Origin of the sequence: Ruegeria arenilitoris, assembly GCF_013032855.1 — a bacterium.
Classification (GTDB): Bacteria; Pseudomonadota; Alphaproteobacteria; order Rhodobacterales; family Rhodobacteraceae; genus Ruegeria; species Ruegeria arenilitoris.
On sequence record NZ_WQDA01000003.1, the window covers coordinates 339,724 to 356,608 of the forward strand.

15 protein-coding genes and 1 tRNA gene are annotated in these 16,885 nt (G+C 59.3%); 9 read left to right on the plus strand and 7 right to left on the minus strand.

Translation table 11 applies throughout. The annotated features are described in order from the left end of the window. Window positions 1-33: 33 nt before the first annotated feature. A complete protein-coding gene (locus tag GOW72_RS11810; protein ID WP_170366982.1) occupies window positions 34-1,620 on the plus strand; it encodes a BCCT family transporter in 1,587 nt (528 codons plus the stop codon). 50 nt (window positions 1,621-1,670) lie between these two features. Here the strand turns inward: GOW72_RS11810 and GOW72_RS11815 are convergent, their stop codons facing one another. Beyond that, window positions 1,671-2,054 carry a VOC family protein gene (locus tag GOW72_RS11815; protein ID WP_170363618.1) on the minus strand — a complete coding sequence of 128 codons (384 nt, stop codon included), beginning with the start codon at window positions 2,052-2,054 and terminating at the stop codon, window positions 1,671-1,673. Between the two features lie 257 nt (window positions 2,055-2,311). Here GOW72_RS11815 and GOW72_RS11820 point away from each other — a divergent pair, with 257 nt between their 5' ends. The 8 genes from GOW72_RS11820 (at window position 2,312) to GOW72_RS11855 (ending at window position 11,678) form a co-directional block, all read left to right on the plus strand. Next, window positions 2,312-3,538, plus strand: a complete 1,227-nt coding sequence (locus tag GOW72_RS11820; RefSeq protein WP_170366983.1) for an aminotransferase class V-fold PLP-dependent enzyme — start codon at window positions 2,312-2,314, stop codon at window positions 3,536-3,538. Window positions 3,539-3,583: 45 nt separating this feature from the next. Next, window positions 3,584-5,008 carry a cryptochrome/photolyase family protein gene (locus tag GOW72_RS11825; RefSeq protein WP_170366984.1) on the plus strand — a complete coding sequence of 475 codons (1,425 nt, stop codon included), beginning with the start codon at window positions 3,584-3,586 and terminating at the stop codon, window positions 5,006-5,008. A gap of 69 nt (window positions 5,009-5,077) precedes the next feature. Then, the gene (locus GOW72_RS11830; protein WP_170366985.1) at window positions 5,078-6,286 is read left to right on the plus strand and encodes an SAM-dependent methyltransferase; all 1,209 of its coding nucleotides are present in this window, start codon (window positions 5,078-5,080) and stop codon (window positions 6,284-6,286) included. Between the two features lie 17 nt (window positions 6,287-6,303). After that, window positions 6,304-6,744 (plus strand): TrgA family protein, encoded by a 441-nt coding sequence (locus GOW72_RS11835; protein ID WP_170366986.1) that lies wholly within the window; start codon window positions 6,304-6,306, stop codon window positions 6,742-6,744. Between the two features lie 21 nt (window positions 6,745-6,765). Then, entirely contained in the window at window positions 6,766-7,881 is a 1,116-nt protein-coding gene (locus GOW72_RS11840) for an NUDIX domain-containing protein (RefSeq protein WP_170366987.1), read from the plus strand. A 69-nt stretch (window positions 7,882-7,950) separates the two neighbouring features. Further along, window positions 7,951-8,985 (plus strand): cysteine synthase A, encoded by a 1,035-nt coding sequence (locus tag GOW72_RS11845; RefSeq protein WP_170366988.1) that lies wholly within the window; start codon window positions 7,951-7,953, stop codon window positions 8,983-8,985. Next, window positions 8,985-11,429 carry a DUF3772 domain-containing protein gene (locus GOW72_RS11850; protein WP_170366989.1) on the plus strand — a complete coding sequence of 815 codons (2,445 nt, stop codon included), beginning with the start codon at window positions 8,985-8,987 and terminating at the stop codon, window positions 11,427-11,429. The genes GOW72_RS11845 and GOW72_RS11850 overlap by 1 nt, the downstream gene beginning before the upstream one ends. Before the next feature lie 159 nt (window positions 11,430-11,588). Then, window positions 11,589-11,678, plus strand: a tRNA-Ser gene (locus GOW72_RS11855). A 131-nt stretch (window positions 11,679-11,809) separates the two neighbouring features. Here GOW72_RS11855 and GOW72_RS11860 read toward each other — a convergent pair. The 6 genes from GOW72_RS11860 to GOW72_RS11885 all read right to left on the minus strand — a co-directional run bounded on the left by GOW72_RS11860 (window position 11,810) and on the right by GOW72_RS11885 (window position 16,746). Further along, window positions 11,810-12,871: a 2Fe-2S iron-sulfur cluster-binding protein gene (locus tag GOW72_RS11860; RefSeq protein ID WP_170366990.1), complete on the minus strand. Its 1,062-nt coding sequence runs from the start codon at window positions 12,869-12,871 to the stop codon at window positions 11,810-11,812. Window positions 12,872-12,909: 38 nt separating this feature from the next. Continuing rightward, entirely contained in the window at window positions 12,910-13,386 is a 477-nt protein-coding gene (locus GOW72_RS11865) for a hypothetical protein (RefSeq protein WP_170366991.1), read from the minus strand. A gap of 88 nt (window positions 13,387-13,474) precedes the next feature. Then, the gene (locus GOW72_RS11870; RefSeq protein WP_170366992.1) at window positions 13,475-14,638 is read right to left on the minus strand and encodes an aromatic ring-hydroxylating oxygenase subunit alpha; all 1,164 of its coding nucleotides are present in this window, start codon (window positions 14,636-14,638) and stop codon (window positions 13,475-13,477) included. 18 nt (window positions 14,639-14,656) lie between these two features. Further along, the gene (locus tag GOW72_RS11875) at window positions 14,657-14,917 is read right to left on the minus strand and encodes a hypothetical protein (protein WP_170366993.1); all 261 of its coding nucleotides are present in this window, start codon (window positions 14,915-14,917) and stop codon (window positions 14,657-14,659) included. Further along, window positions 14,914-15,504 (minus strand): TetR/AcrR family transcriptional regulator, encoded by a 591-nt coding sequence (locus GOW72_RS11880; RefSeq protein ID WP_170366994.1) that lies wholly within the window; start codon window positions 15,502-15,504, stop codon window positions 14,914-14,916. The genes GOW72_RS11875 and GOW72_RS11880 overlap by 4 nt, the downstream gene beginning before the upstream one ends. 153 nt (window positions 15,505-15,657) lie before the next feature. Next, window positions 15,658-16,746 carry a glycosyltransferase family 4 protein gene (locus tag GOW72_RS11885; protein ID WP_170366995.1) on the minus strand — a complete coding sequence of 363 codons (1,089 nt, stop codon included), beginning with the start codon at window positions 16,744-16,746 and terminating at the stop codon, window positions 15,658-15,660. Window positions 16,747-16,885: the final 139 nt, after the last annotated feature.

The window sequence follows — 16,885 nt, forward strand, 5'->3', positions numbered from 1 at the left end:
GATCAAAAGCGTATTAAAATGAGAGGAGAGAGAATGTCCGACAATTCAGATGCCGACTACGAGGTCGGCCAGGACAATATCCAGATCATGGGGCTGGATGTCCACAATCCGGTATTTGCCGTGTCTGGCCTGACCATCATCGCCTTCGTCTTCTTTTCGTTGGTTTTCCGCGAGCAGGCTGCCGATTTCTTCGGCTGGTTGCGCCCCGCGCTGACCAACCAGTTCGACTGGGTTTTCATGCTTTCGGCCAACATCTTCGTTGTGTTTTCGTTGCTATTGATAGTGACGCCGCTGGGCAAGATCAGGTTGGGCGGCGACGATGCGAAACCGGACTACAGCTATGCGGGTTGGTTCTCGATGCTGTTCGCCGCTGGCATGGGGATCGGGCTTGTTTTCTGGGGCGTGGCCGAGCCGATCTCGCACTATGGCGCATCACTTGGCGGTGTCGCCGTGGGAGAGGACGGCCTGCGCACCGACTGGGCACCGTTGGGTGCCGGGCTGGAGGATCCCGACGCATCGCGGAAGCTGGCGATGGCAGCCACGATCTTTCATTGGGGCATGCACCCCTGGGCGATCTATGCGGTCGTTGCGCTGGCTTTGGCATTTTTCAGCTTCAATCGCGGGCTGCCCCTGACGATGCGCTCGGTCTTTTACCCGCTGTTCGGCGAGGCCACTTGGGGTCCGCTGGGGCATGTCATCGATGTGCTTGCGGTCTTTGCGACCATCTTCGGTCTGGCGACCTCGCTCGGCCTGGGGGCGACACAGGCGCTGGCGGGTTTGAATTATCTGTTTGATGTTCCGGTGACGGACGGGATGAAAGTGCTGCTGATCGGCTTGATCACGGTCTTCGCCCTGATTTCGGTGATCGCCGGACTGGACAAGGGGGTCAAACGCCTGTCCGAGGCCAACATGGTGCTGGCGGCGCTGCTTTTGTTGCTGGTCCTGATCGTGGGGCCGACCATGGTGATCCTGACCGGGTTCTTCGACAGCATGATCGAATATGTCGTTGCGCTGCCGGGCCTGTCCAATTGGATCGGTCGCGAAGACACGAACTTCATGCAGGGCTGGACCACCTTCTACTGGGCTTGGTGGATCTCCTGGTCACCGTTCGTCGGCATGTTCATCGCACGTATCTCGCGCGGCCGAACGATCCGCGAGTTCGTGACCTGTGTCATCCTTATCCCGACGCTTGTCGGCGCCCTATGGATGAGCGTTTTCGGCGGAGCTGCTCTGGATCAGGTCATGTCCGGCAATGGGCAGGCTCTGTCCGATGCGGCGCTGGAACTGAAGATGTTCAAGATGTTCGAGGCTTTCCCGATGGCTGGACTGCTGTCGTTCGTCGGTATCGTTCTGGTGGTTGTGTTCTTCGTCACAAGCTCGGATTCGGGTTCGCTGGTGATCGACACCATCACGGCAGGCGGCAAGACCGATGCTCCGACGGCTCAGCGCGTATTTTGGTGCGTGCTGGAAGGGGCCATCGCGGTCGTACTGCTGCTGGGCGGTGGGCTCGGCGCATTGCAGGCCGCGGCCATTGCCACCGGCTTTCCCTTTGCGATCGTGCTGGTCTTGATGTGCGTGTCCATCTTCATCGGTCTGGTGAACGAACGCCGACGCAACTGAGCGTACCGCCACTGACAGTGGGCCCCGGTTACATCACCGGGGCCTTTCATTTATTTCGGACTGCCTTCGAAGAAGCCGACCGAATTGCCATCGGGATCGACCGCATAGAAGAACCGACCGGCCGGGATTTGGATCGGATCCGAGACAACCTGACCTCCGGCAACCTTGACCCTGGCCATGATCTCTTCAGCCGTGCCCTTTGCAGCCAGATGAAGGGTCGGGCCGGTACCATCTTTTGCTGGCTTTCCCGGATACAGATGCAAGGCAACGCCCGTTGCCGGGTCAGCGGGGCGGAACATGGCCATGGGGTTCGGGCCGGATGTGTCGACCGCAAGTTCTGCCCCTGTGGCGTGGGCATAGAATTCTACCGCCTTGTCCAAGTCGGAAACAGGCAGTTCGCCCCACACCAGAAAATCCTTTGGAAGATAACTCATCTGAAACCTCTCTTGTCTTGAGTGCCGTGAGTTTGGCATGTGCTGATGACAGAAGCTGGCATCAGACGCCCGGCTTGACCGCGCGGGGTTGGCCGGGCTAACTGACGGCGTTTGGTCCCGTCATCCTCGTGCGGGCGGCCGAACTGCCGCGGCGATACCCGTGGCTGGCTGGAAGACCTGCCATGTATCGGAGTTGTCCGGTGTCATGCGCGGGCGGAACTTCGGAACATTGGGCATGACAACAGAAGGATTGTGCGATGGGCACTCTGGATATTGACTTCGTTCGGGCGCAGTTTCCGGCTTTTTCCGAACCCAGCCTGAAAGGGCAGGCATTTTTTGAGAACGCGGGCGGCTCCTACACCTGCAAACCCGTTCTGGATCGGCTGACCCGCTTCTATACCCAGCGCAAGGTACAGCCATATGCGCCCTACGAAGCCAGCCGTCTGGCGGGCGAAGAGATGGATGAGGCACGTGTCCGGATGGCGGCTCTGCTGGGCGTGGACACCGACGAACTCAGCTTTGGCCCTTCGACCACGCAGAACACCTACGTACTGGCGCAGGCCTTTCGGCAGTGGATGAAACCGGGTGAAGCGATCGTGGTAACCAACCAGGACCATGAAGCCAACTCGGGGCCCTGGCGGCGCCTTGCCGAGGACGGCATCGAGGTTCGCGAATGGGAAATCGACCCGGAAACCGGTTCGTTGAATCCGTCCGATCTGGAAAATCTGCTGGACGACAAGGTGCGGCTGGTTTGCTTTCCCCACTGTTCCAACGTGATCGCCGAGATCAACCCGGTCACCGAAATCACGGCGATCGCGCATGCGGCCGGGGCATTTGTCTGCGTGGATGGTGTGTCCTACGCACCGCACGGCTTCCCGAACGTGGGGGACCTTGGGCCGGATATCTACCTGTTCTCGTCCTACAAGACCTACGGACCGCATCAGGGCTGCATGGTGATCCGGCGCACGCTGGGCGAGCTGCTGCCCAATCAGGGGCATTTCTTCAACGGAGACGTGCTGTACAAGCGGTTCACACCGGCCGGCCCGGACCACGCTCAGATTGCCGCCAGCGCCGGCATGGCCGACTATGTCGAACAACTCTGCGACCACCACGGCGGCCCATCTTCGGGGGCTTCTGCGCGTGGTGCTTTTGTCCACGACCTGATGCGTGCGCACGAAGTTGAGCTTCTGCAGCCGGTTCTGGACGCGCTCAAGGATCGCAATGCGGTGCGCCTGATCGGCCCATCCGATGCCGAACGCCGGGCTCCGACCGTGGCCTTGGCCGTCAACCGCAACGCCGAAAGCGTGGCGGCTGATCTGTCCAAACACGGTATCATGGCCGGCGGTGGCGATTTTTATGCGGTTCGCCCGCTGACCGCCATGGGTGTCGACCTGGAGCAAGGTGTTCTACGGGTAAGTTTCACCCACTACACCTCGCGAAACGAGATCGACCAATTGCTCGAAGCATTTGACCGGGTTTTGTGATCCGGTAACAGTTCCGCCCCGTAGACATATGAAAACGGGGCGGAAATGGACAAAGAGCAGTCACCAATCATTTTGTGGTTCCGGCGTGATCTACGCCTGACTGACCATCCGGCTTTGGCTGCGGCCGCGCAGACAGGGCGACCTGTGATACCTGTTTTTCTGCGAGATCAGCTGGTCGATGACTTGGGCGCGGCTCCGAAATGGCGGCTGGGCCTCGGCCTTGCCGCATTGTCTGACAACCTCGAGCCCAAGGGCAGCAAGCTGATCCTGCGAAGCGGCCCGGCTCTGGCCGCGCTTGAAGACCTGATACGGGAAACGGGGGCAACTGATGTTTATTGGTCGCGGGCCTATGATCCCGAATCCATCGGGCGTGACACTCAGATAAAGGCTGCGTTGTCCGCGCAGGACGTATCCGCCAAGTCTTTTGCCGGGCATCTTTTGTTCGAGCCATGGACGGTCGCCACAAAGGCGGGTCAGCCCTTTCGTGTTTTTACGCCCATGTGGCGGGCTGTGCGAGGGAGAGAGGTCGACGCTCCCAAGCCTGCACCGTCGCGGATCGCGGCACCCCGATCATGGCCGCAGTCGGACGTGCTTGAGGCCTGGAACCTTGGCGCGGATATGCGTCGTGGCACGGTGGTCGTTCGGGCTCATGTCGAACCGGGCGAGGCCGCCGCATTTGCGCAGCTGGACGAATTCACCGAACGGCTCGACGCGTATCCAGCAAAACGCGACGATCTGGGCGATGACGGCACATCGGGACTGTCCGAGTACCTTTCGTTGGGCGAGATCAGCCCGGCAACCATCTGGCACCGGGTCCAGAGCGCAGGGTTTTCCGGTTCATCCGGGGCCGAGGGCTTCTTGCGCCAACTCGTCTGGCGCGAGTTCGCATATCACCTGATGTACCACACACCGCATCTACTGAGCGCGAACTGGAAGCCGGAATGGGATGCGTTTCCGTGGAACACCGACTCCGAGACCCCCGAGGTTCGAGCCTGGACAATGGCGCGAACGGGGATACCGGTGATAGATGCGGGCCTACGGCAGATGTATGTCACCGGGCGGATGCACAACCGCGTCCGAATGATCGTCGCCAGCTACCTGACCAAGCACCTGATGACGCACTGGAAGATCGGCCTGGATTGGTTTGCGGACTGTCTGGTCGATTGGGATCCGGCAGCGAATGCCATGGGGTGGCAGTGGGTTGCGGGGTCGGGGCCGGATGCCTCGCCGTTCTTTCGTATCTTCAACCCGCAGACCCAAGCCGAGAAGTTTGACCCCACGGGCGCCTATGTCCGCCGGTGGCTGGCCGAAGGACAAAAGAACCCACCCGAGACGGCGCTTGCCTATTTCGATGCGGTGCCGGTGTCATGGGGACTGTCTCCGACGGATGCCTATCCTGATCCGGTCGTTGATCTGAAGGTTGGGCGACAGCGGGCGCTTGCCGCCTACGAAGGCCGAAAACACCAGTAAGGAATTGAAAACTTGCCAGAAACGGAATCCCGTCCTAGCCTGCTCCGACCACCGCACAGGGGAGAGCGGATGATCCTGACGACGACAGAGGGGCAGAAAAGCCTGCCCAGATATTTTTCGCAGGTCTTCAAGATGCTGCAGCGAATGGAGTCCGGACGGCTGGACATCGCGCTGCCGGACGGGCGCATTTTTCGCAACGAAGGCGCCAAACCCGGACCTGTCGCCCGCGTCGATATTCACGACCCGGATGTGTTCGCCCGGCTGATCCGTGAAGGCGAGCTCGGATTTTCCGACGCCTACCTTGAGGGTGGGTGGAGCACACCTGACCTGCGCGCCTTCATGGATCTTGTCCATCTGGGCACCGAGACGGTCTATGATGATTTCACTGGCAAGTTTTTGGTTCAGGCCTATGAGCGCCTGCGTTTCTGGTTGCACCGGAACAACCGAAAACAGGCCAAAAAGAACATTTCGTACCATTACGATCTGGGCAATGATTTCTACAGCCTGTGGCTGGACGAGACGATGACCTACTCCAGTGCGCTGTTCGAAACCGGTCAGGAAAGTTTGGAAAAGGCTCAGACGGCCAAATATGCCAGCCTGGTCGACGAGATGGGAGCAAAGCCGGGCGACCACATCCTTGAAATTGGCTGCGGTTGGGGTGGCTTTGCTGAATACGCCGCCAAGGAAAGAGACCTTAGGGTCACAGGCCTGACCATCAGCGAGGAACAGTTGAAGTATGCGACGCAACGTATAGAAAAAGCTGGGCTTTCCGACAAGGTCACCTTCAAGCTGCAGGACTATCGCGACGAGCGTGGGCAGTATGACGGCATTGCGTCGATCGAGATGTTCGAGGCCGTTGGGCAAAAGTACTGGCCGGTCTATTTTCAAACGGTCCGCGACCGGTTGAAGCCTGGCGCACGGGCCACGCTTCAGATCATCACAGTGGCCGACCGCCGCTGGGACGTTTACAAAAACGGCGTTGATTTTATTCAGAAATACATCTTTCCGGGCGGCATGTTACCGGCTCCGACTGTGCTGAGGCAGGAAATCCAGCAGGCCGGTCTGGATGTGGTCAAGTCGAAGGAGTTTGGCCCAAGCTATGACCTGACCCTGCGGCGCTGGTACGACACGTTCAACGACAAGTGGGATCAGGTTGCTGCGATGGGCTTTGATGAGCGTTTCCGCCGCATGTGGAATTATTATTTGACCGCCTGCGGCGCAGCCTTTGACACGGGCAATTGCGATGTGACACAGATCACCGTAGCAAAACCCAACTAACACACGGAAATACCGGAATGCCGACAGCCTCACGTCTTGTTGCCGCGCTCAGTCTCATGGTGGTGGCTTTCCTTGTGTCCGGCATGATCATCGACAACGGCGAAGAGGGAAAGGACTACGGCTACTTTACCTATGTGAACCTGGTCCTTGGTTTTTTTTGTGGTTGGGTCATCATGGGCAAACGGGCGGGCCGCGGCTGGACTGCAGCCGTCAACAACGGCCTGACCGGAGTGGTTTCTCTGGTGTTTTGGGGCCTGTTCGTTCAGGGCACCTACGAGATGTTCCGGCTTGCGATGCGTCACCGCTATGACGGGCCATTCGAGGCATTGCTGGCCATTTTCCAGATCGGTGTGGATTTCGGCAAGCAACTGATCTCGCCCGAGATCATCGCGACCTTGGCGATTGGTGCTCTGCTTTCCGGCCTGTTTACCGAAGGCGCCTCGCGGCGCTGGAACTGACGCCCTAGTCACGAGCCTACGATGACCAATCTGTTTTTCTACGGCACATTGCGGTATTTGCCGCTGCTTGAACTTGTTTTGGGCCGCTCGGGACAGGATCTTGCGGCCGAGCCGGCGATGCTGCCGGACCATGCGGTTCACGCGGTGCAAGACCAGGCCTTTCCGATGATCCTTGAGGCGCCCGGCGCAGCGGCACGGGGTATCCTGGTGCAGAACCTATCTGCGCAAGACATCGAACGGTTGGCCTTCTACGAAGGTGGGTTCGACTATGACCTGCATGTCAAAGAGGTCGTCCTTGAGGGTGGGTCGACCGTTTCCGCCCAAGTCTTCTTTCCCGCCCCCGGGTTATGGACGCCGGCCGATCCCTGGTCATTGGAAAAGTGGGTTTCCGAGTGGGGCGCGATGACCCTTTTGGCTGCGGATGAGGTCATGGGGTATTTCGGCAAGGTCGATGCCTCTCGGATCGCGCGCAGCTTTCCTGCCATTCGTACCCGGGCGTGGGCCAAGCTTGCGGCGCAGCAACGAAAAACCGGGGATGGACGCAGCGCCGGCGATGATGTGATCGTGCACCGCCACACGCGCGCATACATCGACTATTTCGGGATGGAAGAAATCGAACTGCAGCATCGCCGATACGATGGGTCGATGGGGCCGGTTCTGAATCGGAATGGTTTGATGCAGGGTGCTGCGGTCGTGGTGCTGCCGTATGATCCCCTGCGCGATACGGTCCTTTTGGTTGAGCAGTTCCGAACCCCGGTATTCTTGATCGATGACCCCGAGCCTTGGATGTGGGAGCCGGTTGCCGGCATGATCGACCCCGGAGAAACCCCTGAACAGGCGGCCCACAGGGAAGCCATGGAGGAGGCACAGGTGTCTTTCTCGCGGCTCGAACATGCAGGTGGCGCCTATTCTTCGAGCGGATCTTCCACCGAATACATCCACCTCTATGTTGGGATTGGAGACCTCACCGCCTCGATCAACAATGGTGGTTTGGCGACCGAGGGGGAGGACATTCGCAGCAGGATTCTGCCATATGCCGAATTCATGGATATGGTTGACCGGCATGTCTTCAAGGACCTCCCTCTATTGTCCCTGGCACATTGGTTGGCGCGCAACCGCGATCGGTTGCGGGGATGACTATCCCGCCTTGTGGTCGGCGCAGGGCACCTGTACATCTGCGAAAACGCCAATTTACAAGAGGGTGCCATGCGCATTGCACGAGACCTTGCTGACGCCGTAGGAAAAACTCCGTTGATCCGGCTGCGCCGTGTCAGCGAAGAAACCGGGTGCGAAATCCTTGGGAAGGCCGAGTTCATGAACCCCGGGCAGTCGGTCAAGGATCGCGCGGCGCTGTTCATCATTCGCGACGCCATTGCGCGCGGCGATCTCAAGCCGGGTGGGACGATTGTCGAGGGGACCGCGGGCAACACGGGCATCGGTCTGGCGCTGGTCGGCGCGTCGATGGGGTTCAAAACCGTGATCGTCATCCCGGAAACCCAATCCGAAGAGAAGAAGGATATGCTGCGCCTCGCCGGGGCTCAACTGGTTCAGGTTCCCGCCGCACCTTACCGGAATCCCAACAATTTTGTGCATTACTCTCGGCGACTGGCCGAGCAGTTGGCCAAGACCGAACCCAATGGTGCGATTTGGGCAAACCAGTTCGACAATGTCGCGAACCGTCAGGCGCATGTCGAGACCACTGGGCCGGAAATCTGGGAGCAGACTGACGGCAAGGTCGATGGATTCATCTGCGCGGTCGGATCCGGCGGAACGCTGGCCGGTGTGGCCGAGGCTTTGCAGCCCAAGGGCGTCAAGATCGGTATCGCCGATCCGATGGGTGCCGGTCTCTATTCCTATTACACGACGGGTGAAATCGCGATGGAGGGTGGCTCGATCGCCGAGGGGATCGGCCAGGTCCGCATCACCAAAAACCTTGACGGGTTCAAGCCCGACCACGCCTACCAGATTACGGACAACGAAGCGTTGCCCTATATCTTCGATCTTCTGCGCGAAGAGGGGTTGGTCATGGGTGGATCCACCGCAATCAACATTGCCGGCGCCGTGAGGCTGGCCAAGGAAATGGGTCCGGGTCACACCATCGTCACCGTGTTGTGCGACTATGGCACGCGCTACCAGTCGAAACTGTTCAACCCCGACTTCCTGCGTGAAAAGGAACTGCCGGTTCCAGAGTGGATGACCGAGGCCCCGCGAAGCATACCGGGTGTATTTGAGGACGTATGATGCTGCGGCAGTTCCTGGTTTTACTGGCATTTGCGTTTGTGGTCGCAATTGGCGCCGCAGGCGGAGCCTCGGCGCAGCTGACCGACCGTCAAAGCGAGTACTACCAGGGATGGCTCAGCACCGCCGAGCGTGCCGAGAAGGTGATCGAAGCCAATCGGGCATCGAATGCCTCGATGGAGAAATTGCGCACTGAAATAAGTGGTTATCGGGACGACTTCAATCGCGCCCGAAGTGCGAACACGGATCGCATTCAAACGCTGGAAAGCCAGCTCAAGGCATTGGGGCCCAAACCCGATGACGGATCTTCGGAACCCGAAGACATCGCCAGCTTGCGAGAGAACCTCGAGCAGCAACTCAACAGCCTGAAGGTACCGCGGATCATCTCCGAAGAGGCCTACAGCCGCGCCAACGGCCTGATCAGCGAAATCGACAAGATCATCCGTGAACGGCAGCGGAAAGAGTTTCTGGAGCGCGGGCCATCGCCGCTCAACCCGGCGCATTGGGCGCCTGCCTGGGTGGACGTAACCGAAGCTGGCCGTGCATTGATGAACGAGACGAAGGCCAACATGCGTTCGGCCGTTGTCCGTGAAAAGCTGAAAGAGAGCGGACTTGCCATCGGTATTCTGCTCGCGGTGGCCATGATCCTGCTGCTGTTCGGGCGATCTTGGTCTGAGAAAGCTGGAGACTATCTGCGGCGGTTCGGAGGCTCCGGGCGTGGCGTATGGACATTCGTCGTGTCGCTGTTCCGGATCATCCTGCCATGGTTCGGGGTTGCCATTATCGTTCAGGCCGTGGTCATGACCGGTGTGCCGGGGTTGCGCGGCACATTGCTGATCCAGGAAATCCCGTATTGGGCCGCGATCATCCTGTTTTACGACTGGATCGGCCGTCAGGTCTATTTGATGGGCGAAGAAAGAGGTTTCAAAGTCCTGTCGGCAAATACGATCAAGGAACTGCGGGTTTATCTGGATCTGCTCGCGCTGATGCTGATCCTGCATGAACTGGGCCAATTGTTCGAACGGATCGAAAACACGTCAGAGGCTACTCGCGCCGTCGTCAGTTTCCCTGTGATACTCGTGACAGCCCTGTTGCTGCTGCGGATCCGCCAAATCCGCCGCCCCGAAGGTTCCGAGGATGAGACTGACCAGGGCCAGTCAGCACGGGCGGCCGGGTTTAGTCAGCTGGTCGAACTGCTCCGCCGTGCGCTGTTTTTCCTGGGCATCGCAAGCGTTGTCCTGGCTGCCATTGGCTATACCAATGCCGCCGAAGCGATCGTGTTCCCATCGGTCAAAACGCTGGTCCTGATAACGGCCATCGTCATCTTCCAGAGGTTCATCAGTTCGATCTATGGCTGGCTGACGGGGCAGGGCGACGCGGCCAGCGACTCGTTGTTCTCGGTGCTGGTCGGGTTCGTTCTGGCCATTCTGTCGTTGCCCATTCTGGCGCTGTATTGGGGCGCGCGCGACTCGGACCTGCGCGAGGCGTGGTCCCGGCTTCTGATGGGTTTTGACATCGGCGGCGTGACGATCTCGCCCAGCAACTTCCTGACTTTCGCGGCCGTATTTGCGATCGGTTACATGCTGACCAGACTACTGCAGAGCGGTTTGCGTAACTCGTTGCTTCCCAAAACCAGCATCGATCCGGGGGGGCAGAACGCGATCGTCGCAGGAACGGGCTATGTGGGAATTTTCCTTGCGGCGCTGGCAGCGATCATTGTCGCGGGTTTTGATCTGTCGTCACTGGCGATCGTCGCGGGTGCGTTGTCTGTAGGCATCGGTTTCGGATTGCAGACAATCGTGTCGAATTTCGTATCGGGCATCATCCTGTTGGTCGAACGGCCGATTGCCAAAGGGGACTGGATCGATGTCAACGGGATGATGGGCTATGTGCGCGACATCTCGGTGCGCTCGACACGGGTGGAAACCTTTGACCGGACCGATGTGATCGTTCCGAACTCGGACCTGATCAGCGGCGTGGTGACCAACTATACCCGCGGCAATACCATCGGACGGGTCATCGTTCCGGTTGGCGTCGCCTATGGGACTGACACCCGAAAGGTCGAGAAGATCCTGGGCGAAATCGCGAATGCGCATCCGATGGTGTTGGCCAACCCGGCACCCAACGTCGTGTTCCAGGGGTTTGGCGCGGACTCGCTGGATTTCGAAATCAGAGCGATCCTGCGCGACGTGAACTGGGTCTTGTCCGTAAAGTCGGACATGAACCACGAAATCAACCGGCGCTTCACCGAAGAAGGGATCGAGATTCCATTCGCACAGCGCGATCTCTGGTTGCGGAACCCCGAGGTTCTGGTGCAACCGGCCAACAAGGCAGCGAAGCCCCAACAGCCGGATCGACAGGAATCTGTGAAGACCGACGACGCAAGCTCGGCGCCGATGGGCCTGACCGAGGCGGACATGGACGGAGACGACGGCGAAGAGCTGTAGTCAGAGGACTACGGCACCATCTCGCCGGCTGGCCGAGACCGAAGCGACCCCGCTCAATCGTTTGGGGTGGGGGCGCTTCAGGCAACTTTCGGATCCCCTGGATTTCCGCGCAATCGGCCCTTGCAAATCCCTGTTCGTTGGTCCAAATATCGCCGGCACGGAGAGGTGGCCGAGTGGTCGAAGGCGCACGCCTGGAAAGTGTGTAGGCGGGAAACCGTCTCCAGGGTTCGAATCCCTGTCTCTCCGCCATTCACCTTGAATACCCACAGTTTTTGCGCACCGCGCGGGATCGGCAGTGTTTTGGCCCGGACACCTTGGGCGAACATATGTTGTGCGCTGGGATCCGTACTGCCGGGCGGTGAGGCGGTGTACCGGGATTGTTACGTATCGGGGAACTGCACGGCCAGTTCTGTGCTTTTAGGGACGGCTTGGCAGGTCAGAACTTCACCGCGTGCGATGTCGTTCTGATCGAGGGCCATGTGCGCCCGCATTTGTACCTGACCCTCTGTCTGAATTGCGCGGCATGCACCGCAGACGCCTGACTGGCAGCTGAAGGGCGGCGCCAGCCCCGCTGCAATGGCGGCCTCCAGGATCGTTTGCCCAGCCTCGATATGCACCTCGCGGGTTTCCCCATCAAGCGTCACCCTCGCCGTGGCCGCCATGCCCGACTGGTTCGTGTCCTGAGCTGGGTTGGCGCCGAAGCTTTCCATGTGGATTCGAGCATCGGGCACATCCAGCGCGTTCAGCGCTGCCCGGACGTCTGAGTTCATGCTGCCAGGGCCGCAAATCCAATACTGGACGTCCTGTGCGATGGGGGGTGACTCTTCGATTGCCGCCTTGATCGCATCCGTGTCAACGCGGCCGGTTCGCCAGGGGCTGAACCAGCTCAACAGCGATCGAGATGACAAGACATGGCGCAAGGTGAACCGGTATGGGTTGGCCTCGACAAGGGCGTCCAGCGTTTCCCGAAACAGAATCTCATTCTCGGACCGGTTGCCGTAGATTAGATGGGCGACGGAATGTGGCTCGTGGTCAAGCACGGCTCGGATCATCGCATAAAGCGGAGTCAACCCGCTGCCCGCGCCAAAAAAGTAGTGCGTGCGTCGTGCAGTTGCGTTGGGTTCCAGCGTGAAGCGGCCAAAGGGTGGCATCGCCTCGACCGCATCTCCGGCGCGCAGGGTGTCGCCGATATGGTTCGACACCAATCCTTCGGAAACGCGTTTCACGGTGATCCGCAGCGCTTCGTCTGGCGGGTTTGAGATGGTGTAGCAGCGTCGCTGCTCTTTCCCGCTCAGGCCGAAGCGCAGTGTCAGATGTTGGCCGGGGGACCAGCGAAACAGCTCAGTCAGGGCTGATGGTACGTCCAGCACGACGGTGGTTGCTTCGCCACCGATTTCAGGTCGGATTTCAGCCACGGACAAGGGGAAGAATTTGCGGGTCACGAGTGGTCCCTTCCTGAGCAAAAGACGGCCATCTTCAGTCAGCGATAATCCATGGTGGTGTGCAGTGCGCGGATCACCCATTTTCGGCCTTTGCACGTCAGCGAAAAGCGGTCGGTTTGAGCCATCGTACCTGCGTGACCCTGCCAGTCGTACTTGACTGTGGTGACCGCTGTTGCCGTGGCGCTGCCCGGCTCTTCCGTGATCACGATCCGCGGGGGTGAGCGCTCTGTTTCCACATACCCCTGCAGCTCTGGGACAGGTTCAAAGCCGGGGTCGCCCTTTCGCTGGGCCCAATCGGCCACCGAATAGCTAAAGTGATCATCCGGCTGGCCCTGACCATATTTTACGGTGATCGTGTGGATCGCTTCGGGATCCCAGTCGCTCCACGCGATCTGAGAGTTGGGGACAGATAGCTGACGTTCGGCAACCGCCTTCGGGTCGCTGCCGGACGCGGCGAGAGCCAGTCCGCCTGCCAGGGCGATCCCAACCAAGCTGGCAAGAATGCGAAGTCTCACAGGATGACCTTTGGGTTCTGGGCAGTTGGGCGCGGGATGATTGGTGCCGGCCCAGGGATGGCGTTTGGGGAGAGTGTTTTGGGCCTGGTCATGTCTCGGCCTCAGCTTTCGTCATGAAGTCCATAACAACTTGCTGATGCTGCAAAACCGGGCCTTCTCCGACAGAGGCGGGGCCGACTTCAAACAACGGGCTTGCCAAGGATTTCTGTTGCTGTTCGCAGGCATAGACATCTTCGGCCGTGAAATCGCCCGATGCCATCGGGTCATCTTTGCCCAACGCATCGTCGCTTTTGTATTTCGGGCCACCGAAGTCACGCCAGAACGCATAAGATGACCATTGCTGCCGCGAGTACTCCCAAGCCGACGCGCTGGCCAATCGGGTGCGGTTTTCCACGCGTGTTCGGTCGGGCGCAAGCGGCGTGATGATGAAGATGTTCCAGCTGTCTTCACTGCCTGCCAGGCCAATGCCCGGAAACAGCATCGGCACCCAGGCGCCAACATGCGGTTTCGGGATTACCCGCGGAGTGGGCAGGTTTTTCTCGAGCGCGCGGGCATAGTCTGACGCGGGCGGCTCCCAAAAATGATAGTGTGGACCTTTCCAGCCGTATTCGGCGCGACCGTGGTCATACATGTGAAGCGTGTTCGAATGCAGGTGGCTCAGGTGGAAGACGTCGATGTAGTTCTCAACCACGATCTTCCAGTTGGCGCGGATCTCATAGCTTTGGCGGGCTTCGCCGTATTCGACCAATTCTTCGGGCTTGTGCGGGCCCAGCAACGGATCCACGGGCCCGAACCACTCCGCAAGGCTCGGCGCCTGCGGGTTAGGGTGCACGAAGATCATCCCGCGCCAGAGATCGACGCTTGCGGGTTTCAACCCGAGGCAAGATTTGTCGATGCCGTCAGGATATTCGCGGTTTTCATCCGGGACCGAGATCAGGTTGCCTTCCAGATCGTAGGTCCAATCGTGATAGGGGCAGGTCAGTGCCTTCTGTGTTTTGCCCACTGCACGGATCAATTGGGTTCCGCGGTGACGGCAGATGTTGTGGAACGCCCGCAGCCGACGGTCGCGCCCCATTACGACGAAGATGTTGTGCAAACCTGCCTGGACCGAGATGTAATGTCCGGGCTCGGGTACATCCTCGGCAAACCCGGCATATCGCCAGGTGCGAGAGAAGATCAGTTTTTGCTCGCGGCCGTACCAGTCCTGCGCTGTATAGGCAGAGGCGGGAAGCCGGTGATACATTCGTGTCATGAAAACCTCTCAGACCAGTCAGGCCGGATAGTCGGCCGGTGCGATGTCGGCGGCAACCATCAGGCCGCCGAAGACCATCCAAAGAACAGTAACGGTCCAGAACAGGAGTGGATCGGTTTCGCGGTTGACGGTATCGATCAGGAAAGCTTGGCCGCTACGGATCGACGGTATGGCCCACCAGAGGAATACCAGCCCCCAGGGCCATTGGAGCCCCAGCCATGTGGCCACCAAAAGAACGGGTAGGGCTGCGTAGTTGATCAGTCTGGGGAGATTGATCATGCGTCACTCTCCAAGCTTGCAAGCAACGCCAGCGCCGCCGCTTTCAGATCGTCGCGCCACTGAGCTGGCGGTGAAATCGGGACAAGCGCGTCGATGTTCTGAGCGCAAGCGGTTACTCCATGGGCGACGGCCCGAATGCGTTCGGGAGGTGCCGATGGATAGGCGCGGGCCAGATTGCCTTCGATGACGGCCAGAAAGTCGGCGTAGCTTTGGGTCAGTTTGGGGCCCAGGTCAGGAATGCGTTCTGCGGCCGTTGCCAAAGCCTGCCAAGCCAGCATCAGCCGGGGATCATGGCCGTGCCCGTCGTCAAACAGGGCATCAATCAACTCAGATGGCTCACCCTGCGACCCGAAGTGAACCGAGACCGCCTCTGTCACTTCGGCAAAAGCGTTGATCACGTGGTCTGCCAATGCCGCCGTCATGTCATCCCGGTTTCCCAAGTAGTGGCGCAACAAGGGCCGTTTGACACCAGCCTCCGCCGCGATGCGTTCTTGTGTTGCGCCTTCCAATCCGAAACGGGCCACACAGGTCAGGTAGGCATCGAGTATTTCAGCGGATCGTTGGTCTTTGAGCGTAGGCCGGGGCATTGGGGTTCCTTTATTGTCATTTTTGACAAATAACTACAACGGATAAATTTTCAATAATGAAAATTAACAAAAGCAGGGTTGAGGGCAGGCCAAAATCAGCCTGTCCCTGCTCAGGATTTGGTATGATCGGATGGTCGTCCGTGTCGGGTCTCGTCAGATCATACGACCGTTCCGCGCAACTGCGTCCGCGACGACGTTCTCCCACGCGGAGTAGACCCTCTCTGGAGAAAGAAGCGCCCTTAACTCATCGGATTCGTTTGCCATTCCTGCGCGGGCCGTCGGGTCATTGATCAGACGAATGGCGGCTTCTGCCAATCCGGTGACGTCGCCGGTCGGTACCAGATAACCATTTCGTCCGTGGCGGATGAATTCGGACGGACCATAGTCACAATCGAATGAGACGACCGGGATCCCGCTGACGACGGCTTCGGCGACAACATTGTGAAACCCTTCATACAGCGAAGACCCAACCACGATATCGGCGTCGTTGGCCCAGTCGCCGACCCGGGCCGTGTTGCCTGGCAAATGAACGCAGCCCTCAAGACCCAGCGACTTGCGCAATTGCTCGAGTGCGGGACGCTCGGGACCTTCACCGTAGATCGTCAGGGTGGTCCATGGGCACGCGGCATGGATCCTGGCCATGGTTTCCAGAAGAAGGTGAAAACCTTTCTGCGGCACCAGGCGACCGACCGAGACCAGGTGACGCGCTTTTTCGGAGTTCGACACCTGCGCGCGTGTGAAAGGCTCGATCGGGTTCGGTATGACCCGACCGCGACGGCGGAGCGGGCCGGGCAGATCCGCCAGACCTTTTTGCGTCAATGCAACGACAGCCTTCGACCTTCGGCCCAGAACGGATTGCAGTCGCGCCCATCCGGGGTGTGCGTCCTGCAGACGTGGGTTGTTCCGTTCCGAAATGATGACCGGCAGCTTGGAGTCCAGTGTGGCGATCAAGGTGATTACATTCACTTTGGTCAGAAACGAAATCACGACATCGGGTCGTAGTTCGCGAATGACGGAACGGACGTGCGTGATCCTATTGAACTGTCCGCGCCTGCCGGACAGCGCGCTGGTCCGCACTTTTTCGTTCATCGAAAAATAGGGACCGTTTTCCGGCATGCTGAACGCCGTTGCGTGAACCTCGCAACCGCGTTCTACGAAATGGTTCGACAACATGGCGATGACTTTTTCCGCACCACCCGGACCGAACCCTGCCTGCACAAAAAGCAGCTTTGAACCATTCAACGACACAGTCCCCCGCCGAAAATGGTAATTTACGCAGGGTAATTGAGCAAGCTTGAGATGATCATTGCCAGAAATGGACGCAAAAGCTGGCGACAATATCCGAAATCCGGCCGATTGGATCGCAAAGCGTGTTGTCAGA

What these genes read in the sequence shown, in the direction of transcription:
- GOW72_RS11810 (WP_170366982.1), top strand. Translation starts at nt 34, where the DNA reads ATGTCCGACAATTCAGATGCCGACTACGAGGTCGGCCAGGACAATATC.
- GOW72_RS11815 (WP_170363618.1), bottom strand. Translation starts at nt 2,054, where the DNA reads ATGAGTTATCTTCCAAAGGATTTTCTGGTGTGGGGCGAACTGCCTGTT.
- GOW72_RS11820 (WP_170366983.1), top strand. Translation starts at nt 2,312, where the DNA reads ATGGGCACTCTGGATATTGACTTCGTTCGGGCGCAGTTTCCGGCTTTT.
- GOW72_RS11825 (WP_170366984.1), top strand. Translation starts at nt 3,584, where the DNA reads ATGGACAAAGAGCAGTCACCAATCATTTTGTGGTTCCGGCGTGATCTA.
- GOW72_RS11830 (WP_170366985.1), top strand. Translation starts at nt 5,078, where the DNA reads ATGATCCTGACGACGACAGAGGGGCAGAAAAGCCTGCCCAGATATTTT.
- GOW72_RS11835 (WP_170366986.1), top strand. Translation starts at nt 6,304, where the DNA reads ATGCCGACAGCCTCACGTCTTGTTGCCGCGCTCAGTCTCATGGTGGTG.
- GOW72_RS11840 (WP_170366987.1), top strand. Translation starts at nt 6,766, where the DNA reads ATGACCAATCTGTTTTTCTACGGCACATTGCGGTATTTGCCGCTGCTT.
- GOW72_RS11845 (WP_170366988.1), top strand. Translation starts at nt 7,951, where the DNA reads ATGCGCATTGCACGAGACCTTGCTGACGCCGTAGGAAAAACTCCGTTG.
- GOW72_RS11850 (WP_170366989.1), top strand. Translation starts at nt 8,985, where the DNA reads ATGCTGCGGCAGTTCCTGGTTTTACTGGCATTTGCGTTTGTGGTCGCA.
- GOW72_RS11870 (WP_170366992.1), bottom strand. Translation starts at nt 14,638, where the DNA reads ATGACACGAATGTATCACCGGCTTCCCGCCTCTGCCTATACAGCGCAG.
- GOW72_RS11875 (WP_170366993.1), bottom strand. Translation starts at nt 14,917, where the DNA reads ATGATCAATCTCCCCAGACTGATCAACTACGCAGCCCTACCCGTTCTT.
- GOW72_RS11880 (WP_170366994.1), bottom strand. Translation starts at nt 15,504, where the DNA reads ATGCCCCGGCCTACGCTCAAAGACCAACGATCCGCTGAAATACTCGAT.